The sequence below is a fragment of the Rothia dentocariosa ATCC 17931 genome, from assembly GCF_000164695.2.
Taxonomy (GTDB): Bacteria; Actinomycetota; Actinomycetes; order Actinomycetales; family Micrococcaceae; genus Rothia; species Rothia dentocariosa.
The window spans coordinates 2,312,300-2,332,763 of sequence record NC_014643.1 but is presented as its reverse complement, the minus strand read 5'-3'; the positions used below and the strand labels follow the sequence as shown (position 1 = coordinate 2,332,763).

16 protein-coding genes are annotated in these 20,464 nt (G+C 52.5%); 14 read left to right on the top strand and 2 right to left on the bottom strand.

From position 1 onward, the window contains the following. The first annotated feature begins 57 nt into the window (after positions 1-57). Positions 58-399, top strand: a complete 342-nt coding sequence (gene nirD / locus HMPREF0733_RS09975; protein WP_004004830.1) for a nitrite reductase small subunit NirD — start codon at positions 58-60, stop codon at positions 397-399. A 135-nt stretch (positions 400-534) separates the two neighbouring features. Further along, positions 535-1,338, top strand: coding sequence for a DUF6318 family protein (locus HMPREF0733_RS10825; protein WP_013399195.1), 804 nt, complete (start codon positions 535-537; stop codon positions 1,336-1,338). A 261-nt stretch (positions 1,339-1,599) separates the two neighbouring features. On the opposite strand, the gene HMPREF0733_RS09965 is transcribed toward HMPREF0733_RS10825, so the two are convergent. Next, the gene (locus HMPREF0733_RS09965; protein WP_244864731.1) at positions 1,600-2,112 is read right to left on the bottom strand and encodes a DUF3995 domain-containing protein; all 513 of its coding nucleotides are present in this window, start codon (positions 2,110-2,112) and stop codon (positions 1,600-1,602) included. 1,054 nt (positions 2,113-3,166) lie between these two features. Here HMPREF0733_RS09965 and ileS point away from each other — a divergent pair. From ileS to HMPREF0733_RS09945, 4 genes are all read left to right on the top strand, one after another. Further along, on the top strand, positions 3,167-6,514 hold the full coding sequence (ileS, locus tag HMPREF0733_RS09960) for an isoleucine--tRNA ligase (RefSeq protein WP_013399191.1): 3,348 nt from the start codon (positions 3,167-3,169) through the stop codon (positions 6,512-6,514). Positions 6,515-6,705: 191 nt separating this feature from the next. After that, positions 6,706-8,274, top strand: a complete 1,569-nt coding sequence (locus HMPREF0733_RS09955) for a bifunctional folylpolyglutamate synthase/dihydrofolate synthase (RefSeq protein ID WP_013399190.1) — start codon at positions 6,706-6,708, stop codon at positions 8,272-8,274. Between the two features lie 24 nt (positions 8,275-8,298). Continuing rightward, the gene (locus HMPREF0733_RS09950; RefSeq protein ID WP_239653040.1) at positions 8,299-8,739 is read left to right on the top strand and encodes a DUF4233 domain-containing protein; all 441 of its coding nucleotides are present in this window, start codon (positions 8,299-8,301) and stop codon (positions 8,737-8,739) included. Between the two features lie 200 nt (positions 8,740-8,939). Next, positions 8,940-9,614 carry a vitamin K epoxide reductase family protein gene (locus HMPREF0733_RS09945; RefSeq protein ID WP_013399188.1) on the top strand — a complete coding sequence of 225 codons (675 nt, stop codon included), beginning with the start codon at positions 8,940-8,942 and terminating at the stop codon, positions 9,612-9,614. 87 nt (positions 9,615-9,701) lie between these two features. Here the strand turns inward: HMPREF0733_RS09945 and ndk are convergent, their stop codons facing one another. Continuing rightward, the gene (gene ndk, locus HMPREF0733_RS09940; RefSeq protein WP_013399187.1) at positions 9,702-10,115 is read right to left on the bottom strand and encodes a nucleoside-diphosphate kinase; all 414 of its coding nucleotides are present in this window, start codon (positions 10,113-10,115) and stop codon (positions 9,702-9,704) included. Between the two features lie 159 nt (positions 10,116-10,274). Between ndk and HMPREF0733_RS09935 the strand changes: the two genes are divergently transcribed. The 8 genes from HMPREF0733_RS09935 (at position 10,275) to HMPREF0733_RS10820 (ending at position 20,462) form a co-directional block, all read left to right on the top strand. Further along, on the top strand, positions 10,275-10,514 hold the full coding sequence (locus HMPREF0733_RS09935; protein ID WP_238382412.1) for a nucleoside-diphosphate sugar epimerase: 240 nt from the start codon (positions 10,275-10,277) through the stop codon (positions 10,512-10,514). 470 nt (positions 10,515-10,984) lie between these two features. After that, the gene (locus HMPREF0733_RS09930; RefSeq protein WP_013399184.1) at positions 10,985-14,599 is read left to right on the top strand and encodes an Rne/Rng family ribonuclease; all 3,615 of its coding nucleotides are present in this window, start codon (positions 10,985-10,987) and stop codon (positions 14,597-14,599) included. Positions 14,600-15,004: 405 nt separating this feature from the next. After that, the gene (rplU, locus tag HMPREF0733_RS09925; RefSeq protein ID WP_006887214.1) at positions 15,005-15,316 is read left to right on the top strand and encodes a 50S ribosomal protein L21; all 312 of its coding nucleotides are present in this window, start codon (positions 15,005-15,007) and stop codon (positions 15,314-15,316) included. 40 nt (positions 15,317-15,356) lie between these two features. Then, entirely contained in the window at positions 15,357-15,614 is a 258-nt protein-coding gene (rpmA, locus tag HMPREF0733_RS09920) for a 50S ribosomal protein L27 (protein WP_004004819.1), read from the top strand. Positions 15,615-15,772: 158 nt separating this feature from the next. Then, positions 15,773-17,371 (top strand): GTPase ObgE, encoded by a 1,599-nt coding sequence (obgE, locus tag HMPREF0733_RS09915; RefSeq protein WP_013399182.1) that lies wholly within the window; start codon positions 15,773-15,775, stop codon positions 17,369-17,371. Between the two features lie 142 nt (positions 17,372-17,513). Then, the gene (locus tag HMPREF0733_RS09910; RefSeq protein WP_004004816.1) at positions 17,514-17,744 is read left to right on the top strand and encodes a hypothetical protein; all 231 of its coding nucleotides are present in this window, start codon (positions 17,514-17,516) and stop codon (positions 17,742-17,744) included. Positions 17,745-17,761: 17 nt separating this feature from the next. After that, complete coding sequence (gene nadD / locus HMPREF0733_RS09905; protein ID WP_013399181.1) at positions 17,762-18,511, top strand: nicotinate-nucleotide adenylyltransferase; 750 nt, start codon at positions 17,762-17,764, stop codon at positions 18,509-18,511. Then, positions 18,504-20,462, top strand: a complete 1,959-nt coding sequence (locus tag HMPREF0733_RS10820) for a hypothetical protein (RefSeq protein WP_013399180.1) — start codon at positions 18,504-18,506, stop codon at positions 20,460-20,462. The genes nadD and HMPREF0733_RS10820 overlap by 8 nt, the downstream gene beginning before the upstream one ends. The last annotated feature ends 2 nt before the right edge of the window (positions 20,463-20,464 follow it).

The window sequence follows — 20,464 nt, the reverse complement described above, 5'->3', positions numbered from 1 at the left end:
TGTAGCTCTTGACTGTGACCGGTTGCATAGATAGCACCTGTCGAAAGGTAGAGCCGTATGACTGAAAATGCCGCCGTAGCATCTTCCTGGGTTCGCATCTGTCCCGAAAGTGAACTCGAAGAAAATTGGGGCGAGGTTGCCCTCGTCAAAGGTCAGCAGTATGCAATCTTTAAAACTAAGCATGGGTACTATGCATGCGATCATCGTGACCCTAATAGTCAGTCTCTTGTGATTGCTCGCGGCATTGTTGGAGAGAAAGACGGGCACTCAACTATCGCCTCGCCTCTTTATAAAGAGGTATACGATCTCACTACGGGTGAGTGTGTCTCAGGGGCTGACTATACGATTGGTGTGTACCCTCTAGAAGTGCGAGACGGCGATATTTACCTACAGGTCTAATTCTTAGAGTTTTGTTCTGTAACTTTTAGGCTACTCTCAGGTTGTGGGTACGAAAGTTCAGGGTCTTTTCAGACGCGGTTGTTACGGTGCAGAGTAATCACTCAAAAACATACGCATACTGAAAAGAGAAAACCAATGAATTCGCCATACACCACTTTCACCTCTACTCCTTCACGTCGCGCTACTCTTATTGGTTTTGGGGCTTTTGGGATTGCAACCCTCGCCGGATGCGCTCCCTCCGTCAAGAGTGTTCAAAACTCGCCGAGCAACAGCTCATCCTCTTCAAGCTCTAGCGCTTCGTCAACAAGTTCACCCAGCGACTCGACCTCACCGGAAGAGTACGCAAAGTTCGTTGCTGACTGGAATAAATATGTGGGAGACATAAAACTTCCGACTAAAGATAAAGGCGGTTATACTCCCGCAACCAACACCGAGCCTGCAAAGAACGTTCCCGAACCTGATATTGACGAGAATGCCATACGCCAGAAGACCCTGGAAGGCTCATATAAGGCTCTTGCCGCCTATGAGGCATCATTCCTGTACGCGGTTCTTACCGGAAATTCTGAATATGCGAAGAAACTTAGCCATGAAGATGATCCGAATCTTCGACCACAATTTGACTTGTATCGCGACATTTATAACGGTGGTGGCTGGATGGAAGGGTACGACCTCAAGTGTTGGATTCTTGATAAAAGGCCTACGGTAGTGTTCGAATCCGATATCGTGGCTGTTGCTTGGAATTATGGTGAAAAATTTGAAGCCTATAAAGCACACCTTAGTAAGGAAGAAGTGGCAGACCAGCCAGCAGATACAGCGGATAACATCTACATGGTGACCATCTACGATGGTGGGTCCTGGAAGTACGTCACCAATACCTATCTGAAGCAAAAATATCCTCAGCTTGTTGAAAGTGGCAACAGTTCTTCCTCCGCTACCTAGCTACATTACTCTTACGGTTTTAGCCGCAGAACTCTCTAAAGTAATTTTCAAAAATTCTTCTGGCTCCCCGAATACTTTCGGGGAGCCAGAAGATAATAATTATGTAAAAATCCTCGACTGTACATTCCTTGAACTAACCGGATACATTAAGAAGCTTTCTGCCGAGGGAATTTAATCCTCCATTTCTACCCAAAACGTTATATGTAGTAGCGATGTGGCAGATGCCTTCAACATCTCTTAACGTCATATGCCGAGTGGTCTTTAGCCTGTTGACGGCACTTTCTGGCGGCGAGCGCGCGAGACGAATAACGCCCCACACAGCAGCAGTCCCCAAATGAGGAAAAGGGGACTCCATAGGTAGGTATGCCCGGCTATGAGCGGGTTGCTTAGGGAAGCTTGACCAGTTACTACACGCTGCCACCCCGCAAAAGTCCCACGGCCGCCCCAGCCTATAAGCACTAAAACGCCAACCCAAGAAATAATGCGAACCCATGCGTGCGCAGGTGGTCGTAGATGGTCTATAAGCGGCACAAGTGCGCCCGTAACTTTGGCGATAAACACGGCAGCCAGTAAAAACCGCACCGGAACGTTACCCTCTTGCTGTAGTTCGACAGCCATCGGCCCCACGGTATCTAACAGCCACATCCCGCCGCACATCCAGTAAAAGCTGGGAGCGGCGTGCAATAAACCTGCGATGGCGGCTCCAATAAATAGTGGTGTGCCGGGAGGTTGCGTGCGGGTTTTCTTCATGCCCTCCAGTTTAGAAGTCGTCACTTGTTCCTGCTAGCAGGAAGCGTAAATATTGTCACAAAAATGATTTTTGTTCTATAGCCCCAAAAGTATTACTAATAGAACATAACGGATTGCTTTCTATGGAGAATTCCGAGATTCTGGGGCTTCCCGAATTAGCAACCGAGACGATTCTGCTTGCCGTGCACATGAAGAACGCGAGCTACACTTACCCGAGCAGAGCATTCAGGGGCTAGGGACTTCTGTTAAAAAAATTATGTTATTCAGACTCAATAACCCCTTATTTCAGAGGGGGCGCCGAACTGGTGCGGAAGGTCAGAAGTGCATCATTGAGGAAGGAAGTCGATGTGGGGAGACCCGTGAACTTTCCCACAGCATTCTGGGCGTGTTCTTCAGAGAAACAGGACGTCCCATGTGCTGTATAAACGCTAGATAAACGAAAATTTTTTCGTTGACAGAGCACGTAAAAATGCATATTTAGTGGATGCTGGCAAGAATGACCCCAATATCTAGTGTCGAGGGTTAATATTCAATTGAAAGTGCATGAAAACATTGAGTATATCTGTAAAAACATGCATTTACGACACGCCCGAGATGCGTCACAGAGGTTCTGAAGGCGGGTAAAAATTGGGTTTTTTGTAGCTTGCACCCGTAGCTGCAAACCCCATAGAATGTAGATGTTTGCAAAGACCCGGCGATCACCGGCGAGCAATTCGGAAGAACAGACCGCACCTGCGGGACCCCACCTTTTCGCTGCGGCGAGGGGCGCCTTAGCGGAACAGATGCAGTCTTAGTAGACCCGGACGGTTAAGCCCGATACAGCTGTTAATAAGCGACTGATACTCGCTCAACGCGCCGCTCTCCGGGGGCATAAGAACGTTCCTGATGAACAGTTCATAGCCCCGGGGGAGGTCGGTGCGTTTGTCTGTATCAGTAAGCAAGGTGGTACCGCGCCAGCATATACGCTCCATGAGGGGCGCACGATGAAGGCGTCCTTGCACCCGTTTGTCCATCCTCGGCAAAGGGTGCGGTTCACGTACCCAATGGCGGGAATCTGAACAGAAATAGGGCGCACTGCATGTCAGAAAATATCTACCCCAAGGTGAGCGCGTTTGAAGCCTCAGGCTACGGTGTAAGCGCATCACCTAAATTCCCTAAGCTCGAAGAAGCTGTACTCGACTATTGGAAGAAAGACGGAACCTTCCAAGCATCTATCGATAACCGCGAAGCCGGGCCCCACGGCGATAACGAATTCGTCTTCTACGATGGCCCTCCATTTGCAAATGGTCTGCCGCACTACGGGCACCTGCTCACAGGTTACGCGAAAGACCTTGTAGCACGTTACCAAACTCAGCGCGGGCATAAAGTAGAACGCCGCTTCGGCTGGGATACTCATGGTCTGCCTGCCGAGCTTGAAGCTATGAAACAGCTCGGCATGACCGATAAACAAGAAATCCTAGAGATGGGCATCGATAATTTCAACGATGCCGCACGCGCCTCCGTGCTCAAATACACCAACGAATGGGAACAATACGTTACCAGGCAGGCGCGTTGGGTGGACTTCGAGAACGACTATAAGACCCTCAACGTTGAGTACATGGAATCTGTGATCTGGGCGTTCAAGCGTCTCTACGATAAAGGACTCACGTACCAAGGGTTCCGTGTTCTGCCGTACTGCTGGAAAGACGAAACCCCGTTATCGAACCACGAGCTGCGCATGGATGACGACGTCTATCAGGATCGTCAAGATCAGACCGTCACGGTAGCTTTCGCTCTCACCGCGGACGACTCGCTCGCTGCCAATAAAAACGTTGTCGCTGAACTGGCAGGCGTTGAGGCGCTTGCCTGGACCACCACCCCCTGGACCTTACCCACCAACCAGGCGCTCGCCGTCGGACCCGACATTGAATACGTCGTAGTTCCCGGTGCCGGGGATTTCAATGGACGACGCTTCCTGATCGCTGCTGATCTGCTGGGAGCCTACGCAAAAGATCTTGGGTATGCAGGGGAGAACTCTGCCGAGGATGCGGCAGCCGCCATCACAGCGCGCTACACCGGCTCCCAGCTCGAAGGTGTGCGTTACACTCCACTATGGGATTACTTTGCCGATGCCGAGAAATGGGGCACAGGAACCTCATGGCAGATTCTCGTTGCCGATTACGTAAGTACCACCGATGGTACCGGTATCGTTCATCAGGCACCCGCCTATGGTGAAGACGACCAGAAAGTTTGTGAATCCTACGATATTCCCGTGGTGCTTTCGGTAGATGAAGGCGCCAAGTTCCTTCCCCTATTCGGACAGCCTAGCCCTTCGGGGTCTACCGCGCTTGCGGGTATCGCCGGAGTTCAGGTTTTCGAGGCAAACCGCACCATTATTAATGCTCTCAAGGCAGATGGTGCGCTCATCGTGGAGAAATCCTATGTGCACTCCTACCCACACTGCTGGCGCTGCCGTAATCCTCTTATCTACCGCGCCATTACCTCTTGGTATGTGAAGGTGACCGAGTTCAAAGACCGCATGTCTGAGCTGAACGAGCAGATCAACTGGATTCCCGAAAATGTCAAGTACGGGCAGTTTGGTAAGTGGGTTGAGAACGCTCGCGACTGGTCGATTTCGCGCAACCGTTTCTGGGGTTCTCCTATTCCCGTTTGGGTTTCGGACGATCCAAATTATCCTCGTGTTGATGTTTACGGATCGCTCGAAGAACTCAAAGCTGACTTCGGTCGTCTGCCGCTGAACAAGGAGGGGAAGCCAGATCTGCACCGTCCCTATATTGATGAGCTGACGCGTCCAAACCCTGATGATCCAACGGGTAAGTCTACGATGCGCCGCGTCGAAGACGTGCTGGACGTATGGTTTGACTCCGGGTCGATGCCCTATGCGCAGGTTCACTATCCCTTCGAGAATAAGGACTGGTTCGAGAACCACTATCCGGCGGACTTCATCGTTGAGTATATTGGTCAGACCCGCGGCTGGTTCTACACTTTGCATATTTTGGCGACCGCATTATTTGACCGCCCTGCCTTCAAGAATGTTGTCAGCCACGGCATCGTGCTTGGTTCTGACGGGCAGAAAATGTCAAAGTCGTTGCGCAACTACCCGGATGTCTCTGAAGTTCTTGACCGCGACGGCTCGGACGCTATGCGCTGGTTCCTCATGTCATCTCCGATTCTGCGCGGTGGCAACCTGATTGTGACCGAGCAGGGGATTCGTGAAGGGGTACGACAGGTGATGCTTCCGCTGTGGAACGTCTATCACTTCTTCGCTCTCTATGCGAATGCCGCCAACAAAGGCGCGGGATATACGGCACAGGTGAAGTACGATTCGCAGCATGTGATGGATCGCTTTATTTTGGGTAAAACCCGGGAGCTGATACAGCAGGTTACCGCGGACATGGACTCTTACGATATCTGGAGCGCCTGCGAGCATCTGCGTCTTTACGCTGATGCTCTTACCAACTGGTATGTGCGCCGCTCACGTGAACGTTTCTTTGACGAAGACCCCGATGCCTTCGATACCCTGTACACCGCTTTGGTGACGGTATCAAAGGTAGCGGCGTCACTTCTGCCGCTCACGACCGAAGAAATCTACCGTGGTCTGACCGGCGAGCGTTCGGTACATCTTGCCGACTGGCCTGCCGCTGAAGACTTTGCTGATGAATCTGAGCTGCTCTTGCTCATGGAAACCGTGCGGGCGGTATGCTCTGTAGGGTCTTCTCTGCGTAAAGAGAAGAAGATCCGTGTGCGTCAGCCTCTGCAATCGCTCACGGCGGCCATTGCCAACGAGCAGTTCGCACAGCTGGAAACCGCATTCGGTGCTAAGGGTGCCGATTACTTCGCCAAGATTGTGAAGGACGAGCTGAACCTGCGTGAGGTTATCCTCGTGAATGCACAAGACGCTAACCCTGCCGACTACGGTATCTCGCAACAGCTGAAGGTGAATGCCCGTGCTGCAGGTCCTCGCCTTGGTAAACAGGTTCAGACAGCCATTAAGGCATCGAAATCTGGCGATTGGACAATCGCCGAAGACGGTACCGTGACCGTTGCTTTCAACACCATCGACGGCGGACTTGCACTAGTTGACGGCGAATATGAGCTGGTAACCGTGGTAGCTTCTTCGGATGACGGTACCGAGCGTGAAGCGGCAGCTGTGCTGCCCGGCGGTTTCCTAGTGCTGAACATCGAATTAACCGATGAACTTGTGGCGGAAGGTATTGCCCGCGATACTATTCGCGCTATTCAGCAAGCCCGTAAGGATGCCGGGCTGAATGTCTCTGACCGCATTGACCTAACGGTGAGTGCCCCGCAGGACACCCTGGAGGCTCTGCGCACCCACGAGGAACTGGTCACTGGCGAGACCCTGGCGGTTTCCCTGGACCTCACGGAGGGCGAGAGCCTGAACATTACGGTCGCGAAGGCGGCATAATACCTGTTCTCCTGTGACGACAGCATAGAGTAGGGACAATATAGCCGCTAAGCCGCCCCAGCACATATAACACACCGCGGTATGTACCATGCTGGGGCGGCTATACACCCAAACATATATCTGTACATAAGGCAGAATCCTGGTAAAGACGCTGTGCCGCACAGCTTGATACCATCCAAAGAAAGAACACTATGAGCGAGATGAGCTACCCGGCAATCCCAGACCCCGAAGGGGTTGAACGCGTCTACGGTGAATTGCTGGCACGCGCCCCCGAAAATAAGATGGCTCCCCGGCTGGATGCGGTTCGCCGAGCCGTTGAAATCCTCGGGGATGTGCACCGCGCCGCCCCGGTCATCCACATCACCGGAACTAACGGTAAAACCAGTACCGCCCGCATGATTGAATCGCTTTTGTTGGCTCATGATCTGCGCACCGGGCGTTTTACGAGCCCGCATCTCGAAAGCGTTACCGAGCGCATCAGCATTAACGGTGAACCGGTGCCTGATGCCACGTTCGTGCGCGTTTGGGATGAAATTTTGCCATACCTCACTCTTGTGGACGAAGAATTTGCTGCACGCGGAGAACCAAAACTTACGTTCTTTGAGTCCATCACTGTGCTTGCTTTCGCTATTTTTGCCGATGAGCCCGTGGACGTGGTGATTCTAGAAGTCGGGATCGGCGGTTCATGGGATTCTACGAATGTAGCCGACGGTATTGTCTCTGTCGTGGCACCCGTTGGCCTTGATCATACCGATATGCTGGGGGATACCCTGGCTGAGATTGCAACGGAAAAAGCCGGGATTATTAAACCCGACGGATACCTTATTTCTGCGGCGCAAGACCCTGAAGTAGCGACCATACTTCTTGATACTGCTCGTAAGCAAAACGCCAAGTACGCCTTCGAAGGTGTTGAATTTGGTGTGGTTGAGCGTGACCGCGCGGTCGGCGGGCAGCTTTTGACTCTCCGAGGTTTAGCAGGAGAATACCCTGATATTGAGCTCCCCCTACACGGTGAGCACCAGGGGCAGAACGCATCATTAGCTCTTGCCGCAGTCGAGGTATTTTTCGGTGGGGATCGTGCCCTTGCGCGAGATGTAGTACTCGCCGGATTTGCTCAGGTACGTTCGCCAGGGCGACTTGAGATGATTCGTAGCGAGCCTTTGGTGGTGCTTGATGCCGCTCATAACCCGCATGGGGTGCGCGCCGCATCTACGGCTTTTAAAGAGGCATTTGAACTGTCCCATGTGCATGCAGTCGTCGGTATTCTAGGCGAAAAAGACGCTCTCGGTATTTTTGAAGTGCTTCGTAAAGAATACGTAGACTCAACCGATGCCACATTCCGGTTGTATCTTTCTGCCTCAGATTCTTCCCGAGCCATTGCCCCGGAAGAACTTCAAGAGATTGCCCTCGACGCCGGGTTCGATGAAAACATTATTACGGTATGTGACCACTTGGATGAGGCGCTTGCCACCGCCATGGAGAACGCCCTCTTTGAGCAGGAGTCTGCTGGTGTGTTGGTCACAGGATCGGTCACGGTCATTGGGGAGGCGCGTACCCTGCTGGCCCAACCCGCCCAAGAATCCACTGTGCAGCACGGCGCCGAGCCCGAAGAACTCGCTGAGGCCGCAGAGACCGATTCCGATGAACTATTTGACGAGATTATGGCTGAAGTGGCGGGGGAGGAGCCTCGTGAAATCCCGTTAGAAGATTCATTGGGACTGCCTCTGGCAGACGGCACCGATAATTCTGAGGAAAGCTAAGACCATATGGCAAAAAAGCAGTTTATGACACGTGCTCAACGGGAATGGAAGCCCGGGACGGTTAAGAAACCACGTTCTACGAAAGTCATGTTTGCTTCCACCATTTTGGTACTCGAAGCATTCACGATTTTCTTCGGCACACTAGCCGTTTTCGGACTACATTTCAACGATCCGAGCACTGTAAAAATCATAATCTGGGTTGCAGGTTTGGTTCTTGCCGGTGCGTGTATATTCCTACCCGCTAAGCTGATGAAACCGTGGGGATACTCGGCTGGTTGGGTGCTTCAAGGCACCATGCTTCTTGCCTCAGTCATTGCGTTACCCTTCTCGCTCGTGGTAACAATCCCGTTTGTTGCCTGCTGGTGGTATGCGCTACACGCCGGTACCCGCATCGATGCCGAAAACGAAATACGCGCCGCCGAACAAGAAGAATGGGAGCGTAAAAACTTACATGAGAGTGAGTAAGCAACGATACAGGCGATTATGCCATGATCGCTGGCAACACCAAGATATAGGTATAAAAATCCCTGTCTTTATGACGAGAAACTTAACCCTAGGCGCCGAACACGTTAGGATAGCTACAAAGGGTTTAACGCATCATACTGCGGCTGCGGTATGATGCGTCACTTATCACCGATAAACAGGTATATGTAAAGGAGCAGCACATGGGTGCCGTTGAGCAAACATCGGAAACCGACGATCTACTATCTGAAGATGTTATAGACTCCCAGGTTTCCTCTCGTGAGCGAGATACGGCAGAAGGATCGGAGCGTTCCTTAGCGATCTGGCTCTTTATGACGGGAGCTATAGCCCTAGCTTCATCGGCAACCCTTGTTTTTGAGCGTCTTCAGATTTTCGTGGATGCGGGGCATACCTCAGTCTGCGACATCAACGCCCTTCTTAACTGCGGCACCGTGATGCGTACCCCGCAAGCTGAAGCCTTTGGATTCCCCAACCCCTTCATCGGACTCATAGGGTTCTCCATCGTTATGACGATAGCCGCCGCCATGCTTGCAGGAGCTACCTTCAAAAATTGGTTCTGGGTAGCCACCAACATCGGCTTAGCGCTCGCGACAGCGTTTGTCTTCTGGCTCTGGTTTGAGACTACCTTCCACATTAACGCACTATGTCTTTTCTGCATGATTGTGTGGGTTATGACGATTACTATGTTTGTAAAGGTGACGGTACGCAATATTTCTCATAGCGTTATTCCTGCCCCTGAAAATATTCGTGAGAGTATCGGTACGTGGAGCTGGTTTACTATCACCTTGGTGCTCATTCTCATCTTTGGGATTATTGTGATCCGCTTCTTCGACGTAATCATGAATATGATGCGCTAATTTTTATGTAAACTATGTAAACACAGTGAGGGTGGGTTTTCCAGAAGATTAGGGAAGACCCACCCTCACTGTTATATGGTTTCAACTCTAAGACATCCAAAGAGCAATCTCACGGGCTGCAGATTCGGGGGAGTCTGAGGCATGCACCAGGTTCTTTTGCACACCTTCGCCCCAATCACGTCCGTAATCTCCACGAATTGTTCCCGGTGCTGCCTTTGTCGGGTCTGAGGTTCCCAGCATTGTACGTACACCCTCGATTACACGATCTCCGCTGAGAACAGCGGCGACTACGGGACCAGAAACCATGAAATCCACGAGGGAACGATAGAAAGGCTTGCCTGCGTGCTCAGCATAGTGCTGGGCGAGAAGTTCTTCGGTGGGCTGAAGCATTTTCAGTCCTTCAATCACGTAACCCTTAGTCTCAAAGCGGCTCAAAATCTCGCCAATAAGCCCGCGTTCAACACCGTCAGGCTTTACCAGAATTAGGGTCTTTTCGGTCATAATTTTCCTCTATCTTGTTTGCGTTCATTCTGTGGCGGTTGTTCAATATCATAGGGGAAAGAGGCGCCGACATGTGTGCTTCTGTCAAGCTACGCCATCGAAATTTTTAAGAAGAGGCGTATAATCGTAGCGTTATTGTTCAATCACCGAGGAGAATCCGTGAAAGGCTTTGGCACAACATTGATGCTGGCGTCAGCAGTAATTTTTTTGGCGGCGCTACTCTTTCTGACCGCAGGAAAGTTCTCGATGGTGTGGGTTATTTTACTGATCGCAGCTCCTTTCGCTTTCATCCTTGGTATTCCCTTTGCCACAGGTTCCGGGCCAGAGTATCTGCCTAGTAACCCAAAACTGGCGCAGAAAGCACGCGAAAAACGTGATGCTGAACTAGGTCTCGGCTAGGTTTTTACTCTCGTGATAAGCGCAATGTTGGTCACACCAACGTTGCGCTTTTTATGCATGTATAGGGTGTTCTGGATTGCACACGGTATAATGATGAGCGGTACGTTTTTATGCCCCGCACGCATAAAAGATACCCAGTATATTGGCCGAGAGAACGTGCACGCGCATCCGTCATAGCAAAAGTTCAGATAAGACGTTATCGGATGATGACCCCAGGCATTGGCATCTTAGTGACATCTCGGTTAAACATACTGGCCGAGAACATCATGAAGAAACGCATCCGCCGTATTTGCGGAGTAAGCCGACTTCGTGCTCGCCGTCTTGTACGCCCGGAAGCAAACGAAGGCAGACACAAAGAGCAGGCTTGAGCCACGTATTTCTTGGTAATTAGGCTTATGACACGCTAACGCGTTGATGCAGAGAGTTTTACGATGCGGCGTAAAATTCTTGAAGGAAGAAGAAAGAAAAGAATGGCTGACGAAAAGAACGCCCATCAATCTAGCATGAATATGGATGTTCTTGCTGACATGATCTCTCTCGCTGATAAACAGGATGTCTCCGGCGAGACGATGAGAACTCATCAGGAAAAAAATAATACCCGGGTTGAAAAGCAGACAGATTCCCTGAAGGATAGTGAATCTGCAGTATTAGCAGCACCGCGTCGTAAAAACTCATCGCGCGCTAAGAAAGTTGCTGAACCCACGCCCGAAGACGCTGTTGCGGCTGGATTAACGGATTTACGCAATCAGAAGGCTAAGCATGCCCCTGCACCAAGGAAGACTGTGGCTGCGGCCTCTGCCGAAGAAGTAGCGAACACTCTTGATACTCTTTTTACCCAAGCCGCCGAGCCTGCAGCATCAGCTGATGAAACTATGCCCCAACCCGAATCTCAGAAAACTGAAATCCGCGATTCTTCTGCCGAAAACCTTGCTTCTCCCGAGGTGGACACTGAGGTGTCCGAACTTGCCGAACAGGCTGAGGTAGCAGAGCCTGTCTCTGATAACCGTGAAGAAGCCCAGACTGAAGAAGCTGCTCAAGAAGATAAGACAGCCATGATATCTTCGGAAGAAAACACCGAAGATGCTGACGAACCTCATACCATCCAGTCAGAGGAATTAGTGGCAGAGAACGATGAAGACTCTGAGCCTCAAGCGACCTACGACGTTGAAGAGGATGAAGCTGAGACTTCTGAGCCGACAGACGAAGAGAGCGCTGCCAGCACATTCGAAGATGAAGAGTCAGACGAAGAGGAAACGGCGGAGCCAGCAAAAACTTTGCGTGACGTACAGAATGAGAAGATTGCGCAGTTGCGCGAATCGGTGCGCCCGGGCGCTATGCCTCTATTCTATTCGCCCGAACCTACTGAGCTTTCTGAGCTTGCTTCTGCGGTTGCTGTGGAGCGTGAGCGTTTGCGTGCCGAGCGTTTGGAACAAGAGCGCCGCGACCGTATGGAGCGCCGTCGTGAAGAGGCAGCAGCTGAAGCTGAGGTGACGAGTCACCGCCGTCGCCGTCGCCGTCGTGGAACCGAAGATATAGAAATTGAAGGTAACGCCGACGATGAGGTTGAGACCGTTACCAAGGTCCGCACTCCTCGCCTTGCAGATTCTCATGCTTCTGACACCGTGACTGGCGTGCGTGGTTCTACCCGTCTTGAAGCTAAACGTGCGCGCCGCCGCGAGTCCCGGTCGCTGGGTCGCCGTCGTCACATCGTGACCGAGGCAGAGTTTTTGGCGCGTCGCGAGTCAGTAGATCGTCAGATGCTTGTGCGCCAAAAAGAGGGGCGCATTCAGATTGGAGTTCTCGAAGACGGCGTGCTGGCAGAGCACTTTGTCTCTAAAACCCAGCAGGATTCCTTGATTGGGAACGTTTACCTTGGCAAAGTGCAGAATGTTCTTCCGTCCATGGAGGCAGCATTCGTCGATATTGGGCGTGGTCGTAACGCTGTTCTCTATGCGGGTGAAGTGAACTGGGATGTTACCGGTCTTGACGGTGCACCCCGCAAGATCGAGAATGCACTTAAACCGGGCGATTCCGTGCTGGTGCAGGTGACCAAAGACCCAATCGGTCATAAGGGCGCGCGTTTGACGAGTCAGGTTTCGCTTCCCGGTCGCTTCTTGGTGTATGTGCCCGGTGGCTCAATGACCGGTATTTCACGTAAGCTCCCCGATACTGAGCGTGCACGTCTCAAAAAGATTTTGAAGGATAAGCTGCCCGATGGCGCAGGCGTGATTGTGCGTACTGCAGCGGAAGGCGCATCCGAAGAAGAGCTGACCCACGATATTAATCGCTTGCGCGCGCAGTGGGAAGAGATTCAGGAAAAAGCGAATTCCCGCAAGGTGCTTGCCCCTGAAATGCTTTATCAGGAACCCGACCTGATGATTAAGACCGTGCGCGATGTCTTCAACGAGGATTTCACCTCTATGATCGTGCAAGGCCAGAGCGCATGGGACTCTATTGAGGCCTACGTGACCTATGTTGCCCCTGATCTGCTCTCACGCCTGCAGAAGTGGGAAGACGAAGATGATCTTTTCGACCATTACCGCATTAATGAGCAGCTGGCGAAAGCACTAGACCGCAAGGTATATCTTCCTTCGGGGGGTTCCCTGGTAATCGACCGTACCGAAGCTATGACCGTGGTAGATGTTAACACCGGTAAATTTACCGGTAGCGGCGGTAACCTTGAAGAGACCGTCACCAAGAATAACTTGGAGGCGGCAGAGGAGATCGTGCGTCAGCTGCGTCTGCGTGATATTGGCGGCATTATTGTTATCGACTTTATTGATATGGTGCTTGAATCAAACCGTGATCTTGTGCTGCGTCGTCTGATCGAGTGCCTGGGGCGTGACCGCACTAAGCACCAGGTTGCTGAAGTAACCTCGCTGGGTCTTGTGCAGATGACCCGTAAACGTTTGGGAACAGGTCTTCTTGAGGTCTTCTCTGAGCAATGTGACTCATGCGGTGGCCGCGGTTTGCTGGTGCACGATCAGCCGTTAAGCGGACGTTCCGGCGGTGCCTCCGATTTCATTCACCGTCAAGAGCGCACCGAACGTAAGCGTTCACGAGCGGCTTCGCGCAATAATACCCGTGATGCCGCTGATGGCGTGGACTCAGAGAAGGACGAGAAGAAGGCAGAGCGCCGCAACGCTATGGCCTCTATTGCTGCAGCCTCGCACTCGGCTGACGAGCTTGAAGCTGAGGACCAAGCAAACCGTAAGAAGCGTAAACGTCGTAAGCGCTCTCGTCGTACCGAAACTGCCGAGCTTTCGCTGGAGCAGGAGATTCAAGGCATCAAAGCGGGAGCGAAGGCACACCGCGAAGTCTCATCCCGTGAGGACAAGGTTGCTGAGGTAACCGAGACCGATTGGATTGGTGAGCAGGGTGACTTCACATTGGAACAGCTTGCTGGGGCATTCGATCGTGATTTGAACCCAGAACATGATGCTCGGTTTACCCGCGAGTCTTCCCGTTCGGAGGCTATCCGCGCTGGAGAGGCGAAGGCTCGTGCCTCACAGAAGGCTGGCCGCATTACCCGCAGCGAGAGCGGTGGATTTAAGTCAAATCAAGGTGACCAGTCTTCAGCAGAGCAGAAGTCGCCTCGCGCCGAGCGTGAGAATCTGCAGGTTGAAGATGTGCACGAGAGCCCACGTAAGCGCCGCCGTTCGCGCCGTTCCTCTGAGAAGGAGCGTTCAGGTCGAGGGCAGGAGCAACGTGCGGAAGAGTCAGCTTCGACCCCCCGTGTAAGCGGTGTTATTGGCGGTGCGCCGCGTGTGTCCGGTGTGATTACCCCCGGCGGGTCTGCCTCTAACTCGGTTGATACTCAGAATGATAAAGATGGTTCTCAGCAGAAGATAGCTGCGCCAGCTGCTTCATCTGCACCGCGTAAACGTCGCTCCCGTCGAGCCGCTTCGTCGGCGGGCGTACAGTCGAAGGTCGTGACAGTGGACGCCACCGAGTCGGCTCACGGTTCGGTCGTGGCTTCGGCTTCTGTGGCAGATGCGAAAGCACCCGTCGAATCTGAGGCTCCGACTCTTTTCGGTATCGGTGTTTCTGCTGCAGATATTAAGCGGGTTGGTAAGGAAGACTAACCGCATATGATTCCTTGCCGCAGATGATGAATATAACGTTGGCAATGCAGGACTAGAGGCTGTATTGCCAACGTTATTTTATAGTTTTAGGGATACAATTGCGCATGACCCCGCGCATACAGTATCCTTAACGATTGGTATTTATCTCAGTGAAGCCCTATCGACGCAGGGTCAGCGGGAGATACCGCTTCTGGTTTTTCCCATAGTGAGGACTTCCGGAAGACACCACCGGCAGACCGAGCGCGCATCCAACTGGGCAATCCCACAAGGAGCGCGGGTCGCATCCACTCCTTATTACTCACCAAGAGAGATAAGATACCCGTGGAGCGCACAGCAATGAAAGCGCAGGCTGTCTGCACGTGTGAGATACGAAGAAGCAAGATGTCGAGAAAAGTGAGTCCCAAAGTGGCATACGCGATTGTACGCGCTGGCGGCCGCCAGGAAAAAGTCTCTGTCGGAGACAAAATTACCCTTGACCGTGTTGCAGGTGAGCCCGGTAGCACCATCGAGCTGCCCGTACTGCTGCTCGTTGACGGTGACAAGATCACCGCTGACGCAAAGTCCCTGGCTTCCGCCAAGGTAACTGCTGAAAAGATTGAAGACCTGCGCGGTCCGAAGATCGTTATTCAGAAGTACAAGAACAAGACCGGTTACAAGAAGCGTCAGGGCTTCCGCGCTGAGCTGACCACCGTTAAGATCACCGCAATCAACGCGTAATCTTAACCACCGGATACAAACCTTAAGGTAGGAAAACAGAATGGCACATAAGAAGGGCGCAAGCTCCACCCGCAACGGTCGTGACTCGAACCCCCAGTACCTCGGTGTTAAGCGCTTCGGCGGTCAGACCGTCAATGCAGGCGAGATCCTTGTTCGTCAGCGCGGCACCCATTTCCACCCCGGCCTGAATGTTGGTCGCGGTGGCGACGATACTCTGTTTGCTTTGGCAGCAGGCACCGTCGAATTCGGTACCCGCAAGGGCCGCAAGGTCGTTAACATCCTGGCAGCAGCTGAGTAAAACTCGCTCACGCTAGGAAGAGGGGGTAGGCGAAAGTCTACCCCCTCTTACCATAAGATTTTCCGCATCTACTTGAGGATGCGCCCCTCGCCAAGCTCAAGCAACCTCGTGTATTTCAGGCTTGTGCGAACCAGGAATTTACCAGAAGGAGAACACCCGTGGCAGAATTCGTGGACCGCGTGGTCCTGCATATATCCGGTGGTCACGGAGGCAACGGATGTGTCTCTGTACGTCGAGAAAAATTCAAGCCTCTCGGCGGCCCCAATGGCGGTAACGGCGGTAACGGCGGGGACGTGATTTTGCGTGTTGATAACCAAACCACCACACTATTGGAGTATCATCACAGCCCGCACCAACACGCTCCCAATGGAGATATCGGCCGCGGTGATATGCACCACGGCTACAACGGCGAAGACCTAGTGCTTACCGTACCTCAGGGAACCGTCGTCAAAGATCGTGACGGCAACGTGCTTGCTGACCTGCTGCATGTGGGTGACAAATATACTGCTGCACGAGGGGGCCAGGGCGGTCTCGGAAACGCTGCGTTGGCATCCACCAAACGTAAAGCACCTGGCTTCGCACTCCTCGGTATTCCGGGGGAAGAAACCGATATTGTCCTAGAACTCAAATCTATTGCCGATATTGCGCTTGTTGGATACCCATCAGCTGGTAAATCTTCACTGATTGCTGCTATCTCTGCGGCTCGGCCTAAAATCGCTGACTATCCTTTTACCACTCTTATCCCAAACTTGGGTGTTGTGCAGGCAGGTGATGTTCGGTACACTGTTGCGGATGTTCCCGGTCTGATTGAGGGAGCTTCCGAGGGTAAAGGGCTTGGCCACCGCTTCTTACGTCACGTTGAACGTTCCTCCGCACTAGTGCATGTGATTGACTGTGCCACTTTAGAACCCGGGCGTGACCCTATCAGCGACTTTGAAGTTATTCGTGGTGAGCTTGAAAACTATGCGGTAGACCCCACTGCTGGGGTAACTGTGCCGCTCAATGATCGTCCCCAGATTATTGTTCTCAATAAAATTGATGTGCCTGAAGCGCGTGAACTTGCCGATTTCGTGCGACCTGAATTTGAGAACATGGGGTACAAAGTTTTTGAAATTTCGACGGCGTCCCATGAAGGGCTTAAACCGCTCATCTTTGCAATGGCAAACCTTGTGGAAGAAGACCGTCAGAAGCGTGTTACTCAAGAAGATAATTCTACGATTGAAGCCCCAGTTATTCGCCCCCAGGGCTTCCGCTCCAAGAAAAAACAAGAATTTATTATTCGCCGCGAAGAACGTAATTTGGAGCCGCTCTTTCGGGTTATTGGGGAGAAACCGGAGCGTTGGATTCAGCAGACCGATTTCAATAATGATGAAGCTGTTGGTTACCTGGCGGATCGCCTGGCAAAACTGGGGGTTGAGGACGAACTCTTTAAATCCGGTGCCCGTGCCGGAGATGCCGTGGTTATCGGTGAAAATGATAACTCCGTGGTCTTTGACTGGGAACCCACTATGGTAGGCGGCGCTGAACTTCTGTCTTCCCCTCGTGGTACTGACTCTCGCCTCGAAGAGATTATTCGCCCCACCCGAGCCCAAAAACGTGAGGAATATAAGGAACGCATGGATGCAAAAGCAGAGGCTCGCGCTGAGCTTGAGCAAGAGCGCGTTGCGGGTGTGTGGACTGAATCGGTGGAATATCGCCGTAAGCTCAAGGAAAAAGGTAAAGCTGAAGGTATTGATATGCCTGAGGCCAAGCAGTAGCCCGGTAAGTCGGGGAATTAGGCAGCCTGACGACGTGGAAGATGTCTCAACTATCACGCATATATAGGCCCGTCGTTTCGCGTATTTTCGCCCCTAACCGGTAGCATAGAGAGTAGCTTAACCATCGAAAGGAAGCACACACATGAACTCGGTTGTCCTAGCAGCTCACGGTGCTGAGCACACTGCGGGAATGCTTAACGGCATCCCGACCTATGTTTACGGCATCGTTGCTGCCGTCGTATTTACCGTTCTGCTGCTTGTTACTCTCTCGTACAGCGGACGCGGTATTGTACGGCCCGATCACACACCGGAGCTCATGGAGGGTGACGAAGCACAGGCATTGCGTAGCTATAGCGAGAAGCATAACCGCTAGTCGCTAAGGAAAGTATCGTGACTTTTCAAGCTCTGCGGCTCAGCCTTGAGTCGATTCCGTCGCGAACTCCTGGGCGTGTACGTCTAGGAGTTATGGGCGGCACCTTTGACCCTATTCACCACGGGCATTTAGTAGCCGCCAGCGAGGTTGCGGCGGTGTTTGATCTTGACGAAGTAGTATTCGTACCGACTGGTCAGCCGTGGCAAAAGACGGGGGAGAGGCACGTGAGTGATCCTGAGCATCGTTATCTTATGACGGTGATTGCGACTGCATCTAATCCACGATTTACGGTAAGCCGGATAGATATAGATCGTGGCGGCGCAACGTATACCTTTGATACCCTTAATGAACTACGTGCTCTGCGACCCGATGCAGATCTTTTCTTCATCACCGGTGCAGACGCGATTAGCCAGATCATGACGTGGCGTAATGCTCATAAGCTGTGGGAGTTGGCTAACTTTGTGGGAGTGACCCGTCCGGGACACGAGCTTGATCCTCCGTTAGGCGAAGGACGGCAGATTACCACACTTGAAATTCCCGCGATGGCAATATCGTCAACCGATATTCGCCAACGCGCCTCTAAGGGTGCCCCTATCTGGTATTTGGTTCCTGATGGCGTGGTGCAGTACATCAATAAGTATCGGTTGTATTCTCCTGAGGATGCTGCCACGCACTACGGCGGCGGGCTGCCTCGCCAGAAAGACTCAACAGATATTCAACCAACTAGTGAAGACAAAGTAATGGAACAAGAGGTTTTACATGGCTGAAGCTAAGGGCAAAGAAGAGAAGCCCTACAGCGAGGGAGACGCGTACCTCTACGAAACATACGTGACTGAGGACGGCATTGAGGTGCCGCCTCCCACCCGTGTGATGGGTCCGCGCCGTCTAGCACGTTATCGCGAAGACGTGGCGAACTATCTGCGCGCTATGGGTCGTGGCGAGCGTCCTAACCCTGTTGAGAATATGGGGTCTTTGGCAAATACCCACGATATAGATCCGCGCGTTCTTGCAGTACAGCGTCGTTTTGCTGCACTCGCTACTCAGGGGTCTATTAAGCTGAATGCGAATGATGAAGAGAAACTGCATGAACCTGAGCCGCTAACCAGCACTATGCGTGCTCTTCGCCCGGAAGAGGTTAAAGCTAATAAGCCTGCGCCAGCTGCTGCACCTGCCGCGCCTCCGGCGCCTGCTCCTCAGCCACAGCCGGAAGATTCCCTGCTTCAGGATTCCCTCCATGTGGAGGCAGACGATTTGACGTTCACCTCGTCAATTCCGATTATTTCTCCTGATAATTCCCCGAAGATGCACCAGTACATGGTGCGCGATGAGCCTGTTGTCGAGGGTGAAGATACTGAGATCGTTGAGACCGAGGAGCAAACTGTTTCCTCGCAGGCTCGCCCGGCAACTGCACCGCAGCCTACAGTAAAGCCCAGTGACTCTAAAGCTCAGCAAAGCCGTCATACAGCTGATGCGCAGAGTGAAGCCGATGAGAACCGCATTAATGTTGCTCCTGTGCCGTTGAATCTTCCTTCACCCATCCGCGCGATGGATGCTCAGGGACTTGACCTGTCGGTTCTGGACGAGAAATCTCAGCAAGATAGCGCATCTGCTCAAGCTGATTCGGCATCTAAGGCGCAAAGCGATGCCCCTGTAAAGAGCCCAGTACAGCGTGCTCAGACTGGTGCTCTTCCTGCGCAGAAAGCGGCAAAGAACGGTTCTGCTAAACGGAAACCGTCGGCAACCGGTACCGTTCCTAAGATTCCTGCCCGTACTGGATCTATGCCGAAGGTCTCGGATCGTACCGGATCAACCCCCAAGGTTTCTGAGCAGAAAGACGCAGCTCCGAAGGTTGTAAACCCCTGGAATACTGTCCGTTTACAGAATCCGATGGGCGCAGATTCACCATCGCAGGCGTCCGATCGTACCGGATCAACCCCCAAGGTCTCACCGCGTACCGGGTCTGTATCGCGGGTGTCTTCTTCGCGTACTGGGTCTGTGCCTAAGGTACCTACTCGTACCGGTTCGATGTCGAAGGTTTCGGATCGTACTGGTTCGACCCCGAAGGTTTCCGAGCGTACAGGCGCCACACCGAAGGTGAACACCCGTACAGGTTCCGTCTCGCAGGTGTCTTCTTCGCGTACTGGGTCTGTGCCTAAGGTACCTACTCGCACCGGTTCGATGTCGAAGGTCTCGGATCGTACCGGTTCGACCCCGAAGGTTTCCGAGCGTACAGGCGCCACCCCGAAGGTAAACGCGCGTACTGGTTCGCTCTCGCAGGTGAAGAAGTCTGATTCTACACCCGCTAAATCTCCGGCAACGGGTTCTACCTCTGCTGTTAAGCCATCGCCTCAGAATAAGGATGCAAAGCCTGTTGCACCTTCGAAGAATAAGCCAGGCTTTGATAAAGCTCTAAACGATGGCAAGAACCTGACGTCAGACCAAGCAACTGAACTCGCACAGCGTGTGTCTGCACGTACAGAAAAGGCGATGACCTCCTCAATTGCGAAGGTTAACGCTGCTAAGTCTCCTCGTAGGCTTGGAAATACTGCAAGTATGAAACAGGTTCCTGCAACGAATACGGATGAAACAGTGTCAAAGTACGAATCCATTGAGACAAGCGAAAATAAGTCCTTGTCCCTGCTGTCCTGGATCGTAATTATCGGGTGCATTATCCTAGCTATTCTGGGTGTGTACATGTTTATTTCCAATCAAAGGTAACG

Bases quoted from the DNA above. Each gene is read 5' to 3' on its own strand.
- nirD (WP_004004830.1), top strand. From the start codon at position 58: ATGACTGAAAATGCCGCCGTAGCATCTTCCTGGGTTCGCATCTGTCCC.
- HMPREF0733_RS10825 (WP_013399195.1), top strand. From the start codon at position 535: ATGAATTCGCCATACACCACTTTCACCTCTACTCCTTCACGTCGCGCT.
- ileS (WP_013399191.1), top strand. From the start codon at position 3,167: ATGTCAGAAAATATCTACCCCAAGGTGAGCGCGTTTGAAGCCTCAGGC.
- HMPREF0733_RS09955 (WP_013399190.1), top strand. From the start codon at position 6,706: ATGAGCGAGATGAGCTACCCGGCAATCCCAGACCCCGAAGGGGTTGAA.
- HMPREF0733_RS09950 (WP_239653040.1), top strand. From the start codon at position 8,299: ATGACACGTGCTCAACGGGAATGGAAGCCCGGGACGGTTAAGAAACCA.
- HMPREF0733_RS09945 (WP_013399188.1), top strand. From the start codon at position 8,940: ATGGGTGCCGTTGAGCAAACATCGGAAACCGACGATCTACTATCTGAA.
- ndk (WP_013399187.1), bottom strand. From the start codon at position 10,115: ATGACCGAAAAGACCCTAATTCTGGTAAAGCCTGACGGTGTTGAACGC.
- HMPREF0733_RS09930 (WP_013399184.1), top strand. From the start codon at position 10,985: ATGGCTGACGAAAAGAACGCCCATCAATCTAGCATGAATATGGATGTT.
- rpmA (WP_004004819.1), top strand. From the start codon at position 15,357: ATGGCACATAAGAAGGGCGCAAGCTCCACCCGCAACGGTCGTGACTCG.
- HMPREF0733_RS09910 (WP_004004816.1), top strand. From the start codon at position 17,514: ATGAACTCGGTTGTCCTAGCAGCTCACGGTGCTGAGCACACTGCGGGA.
- HMPREF0733_RS10820 (WP_013399180.1), top strand. From the start codon at position 18,504: ATGGCTGAAGCTAAGGGCAAAGAAGAGAAGCCCTACAGCGAGGGAGAC.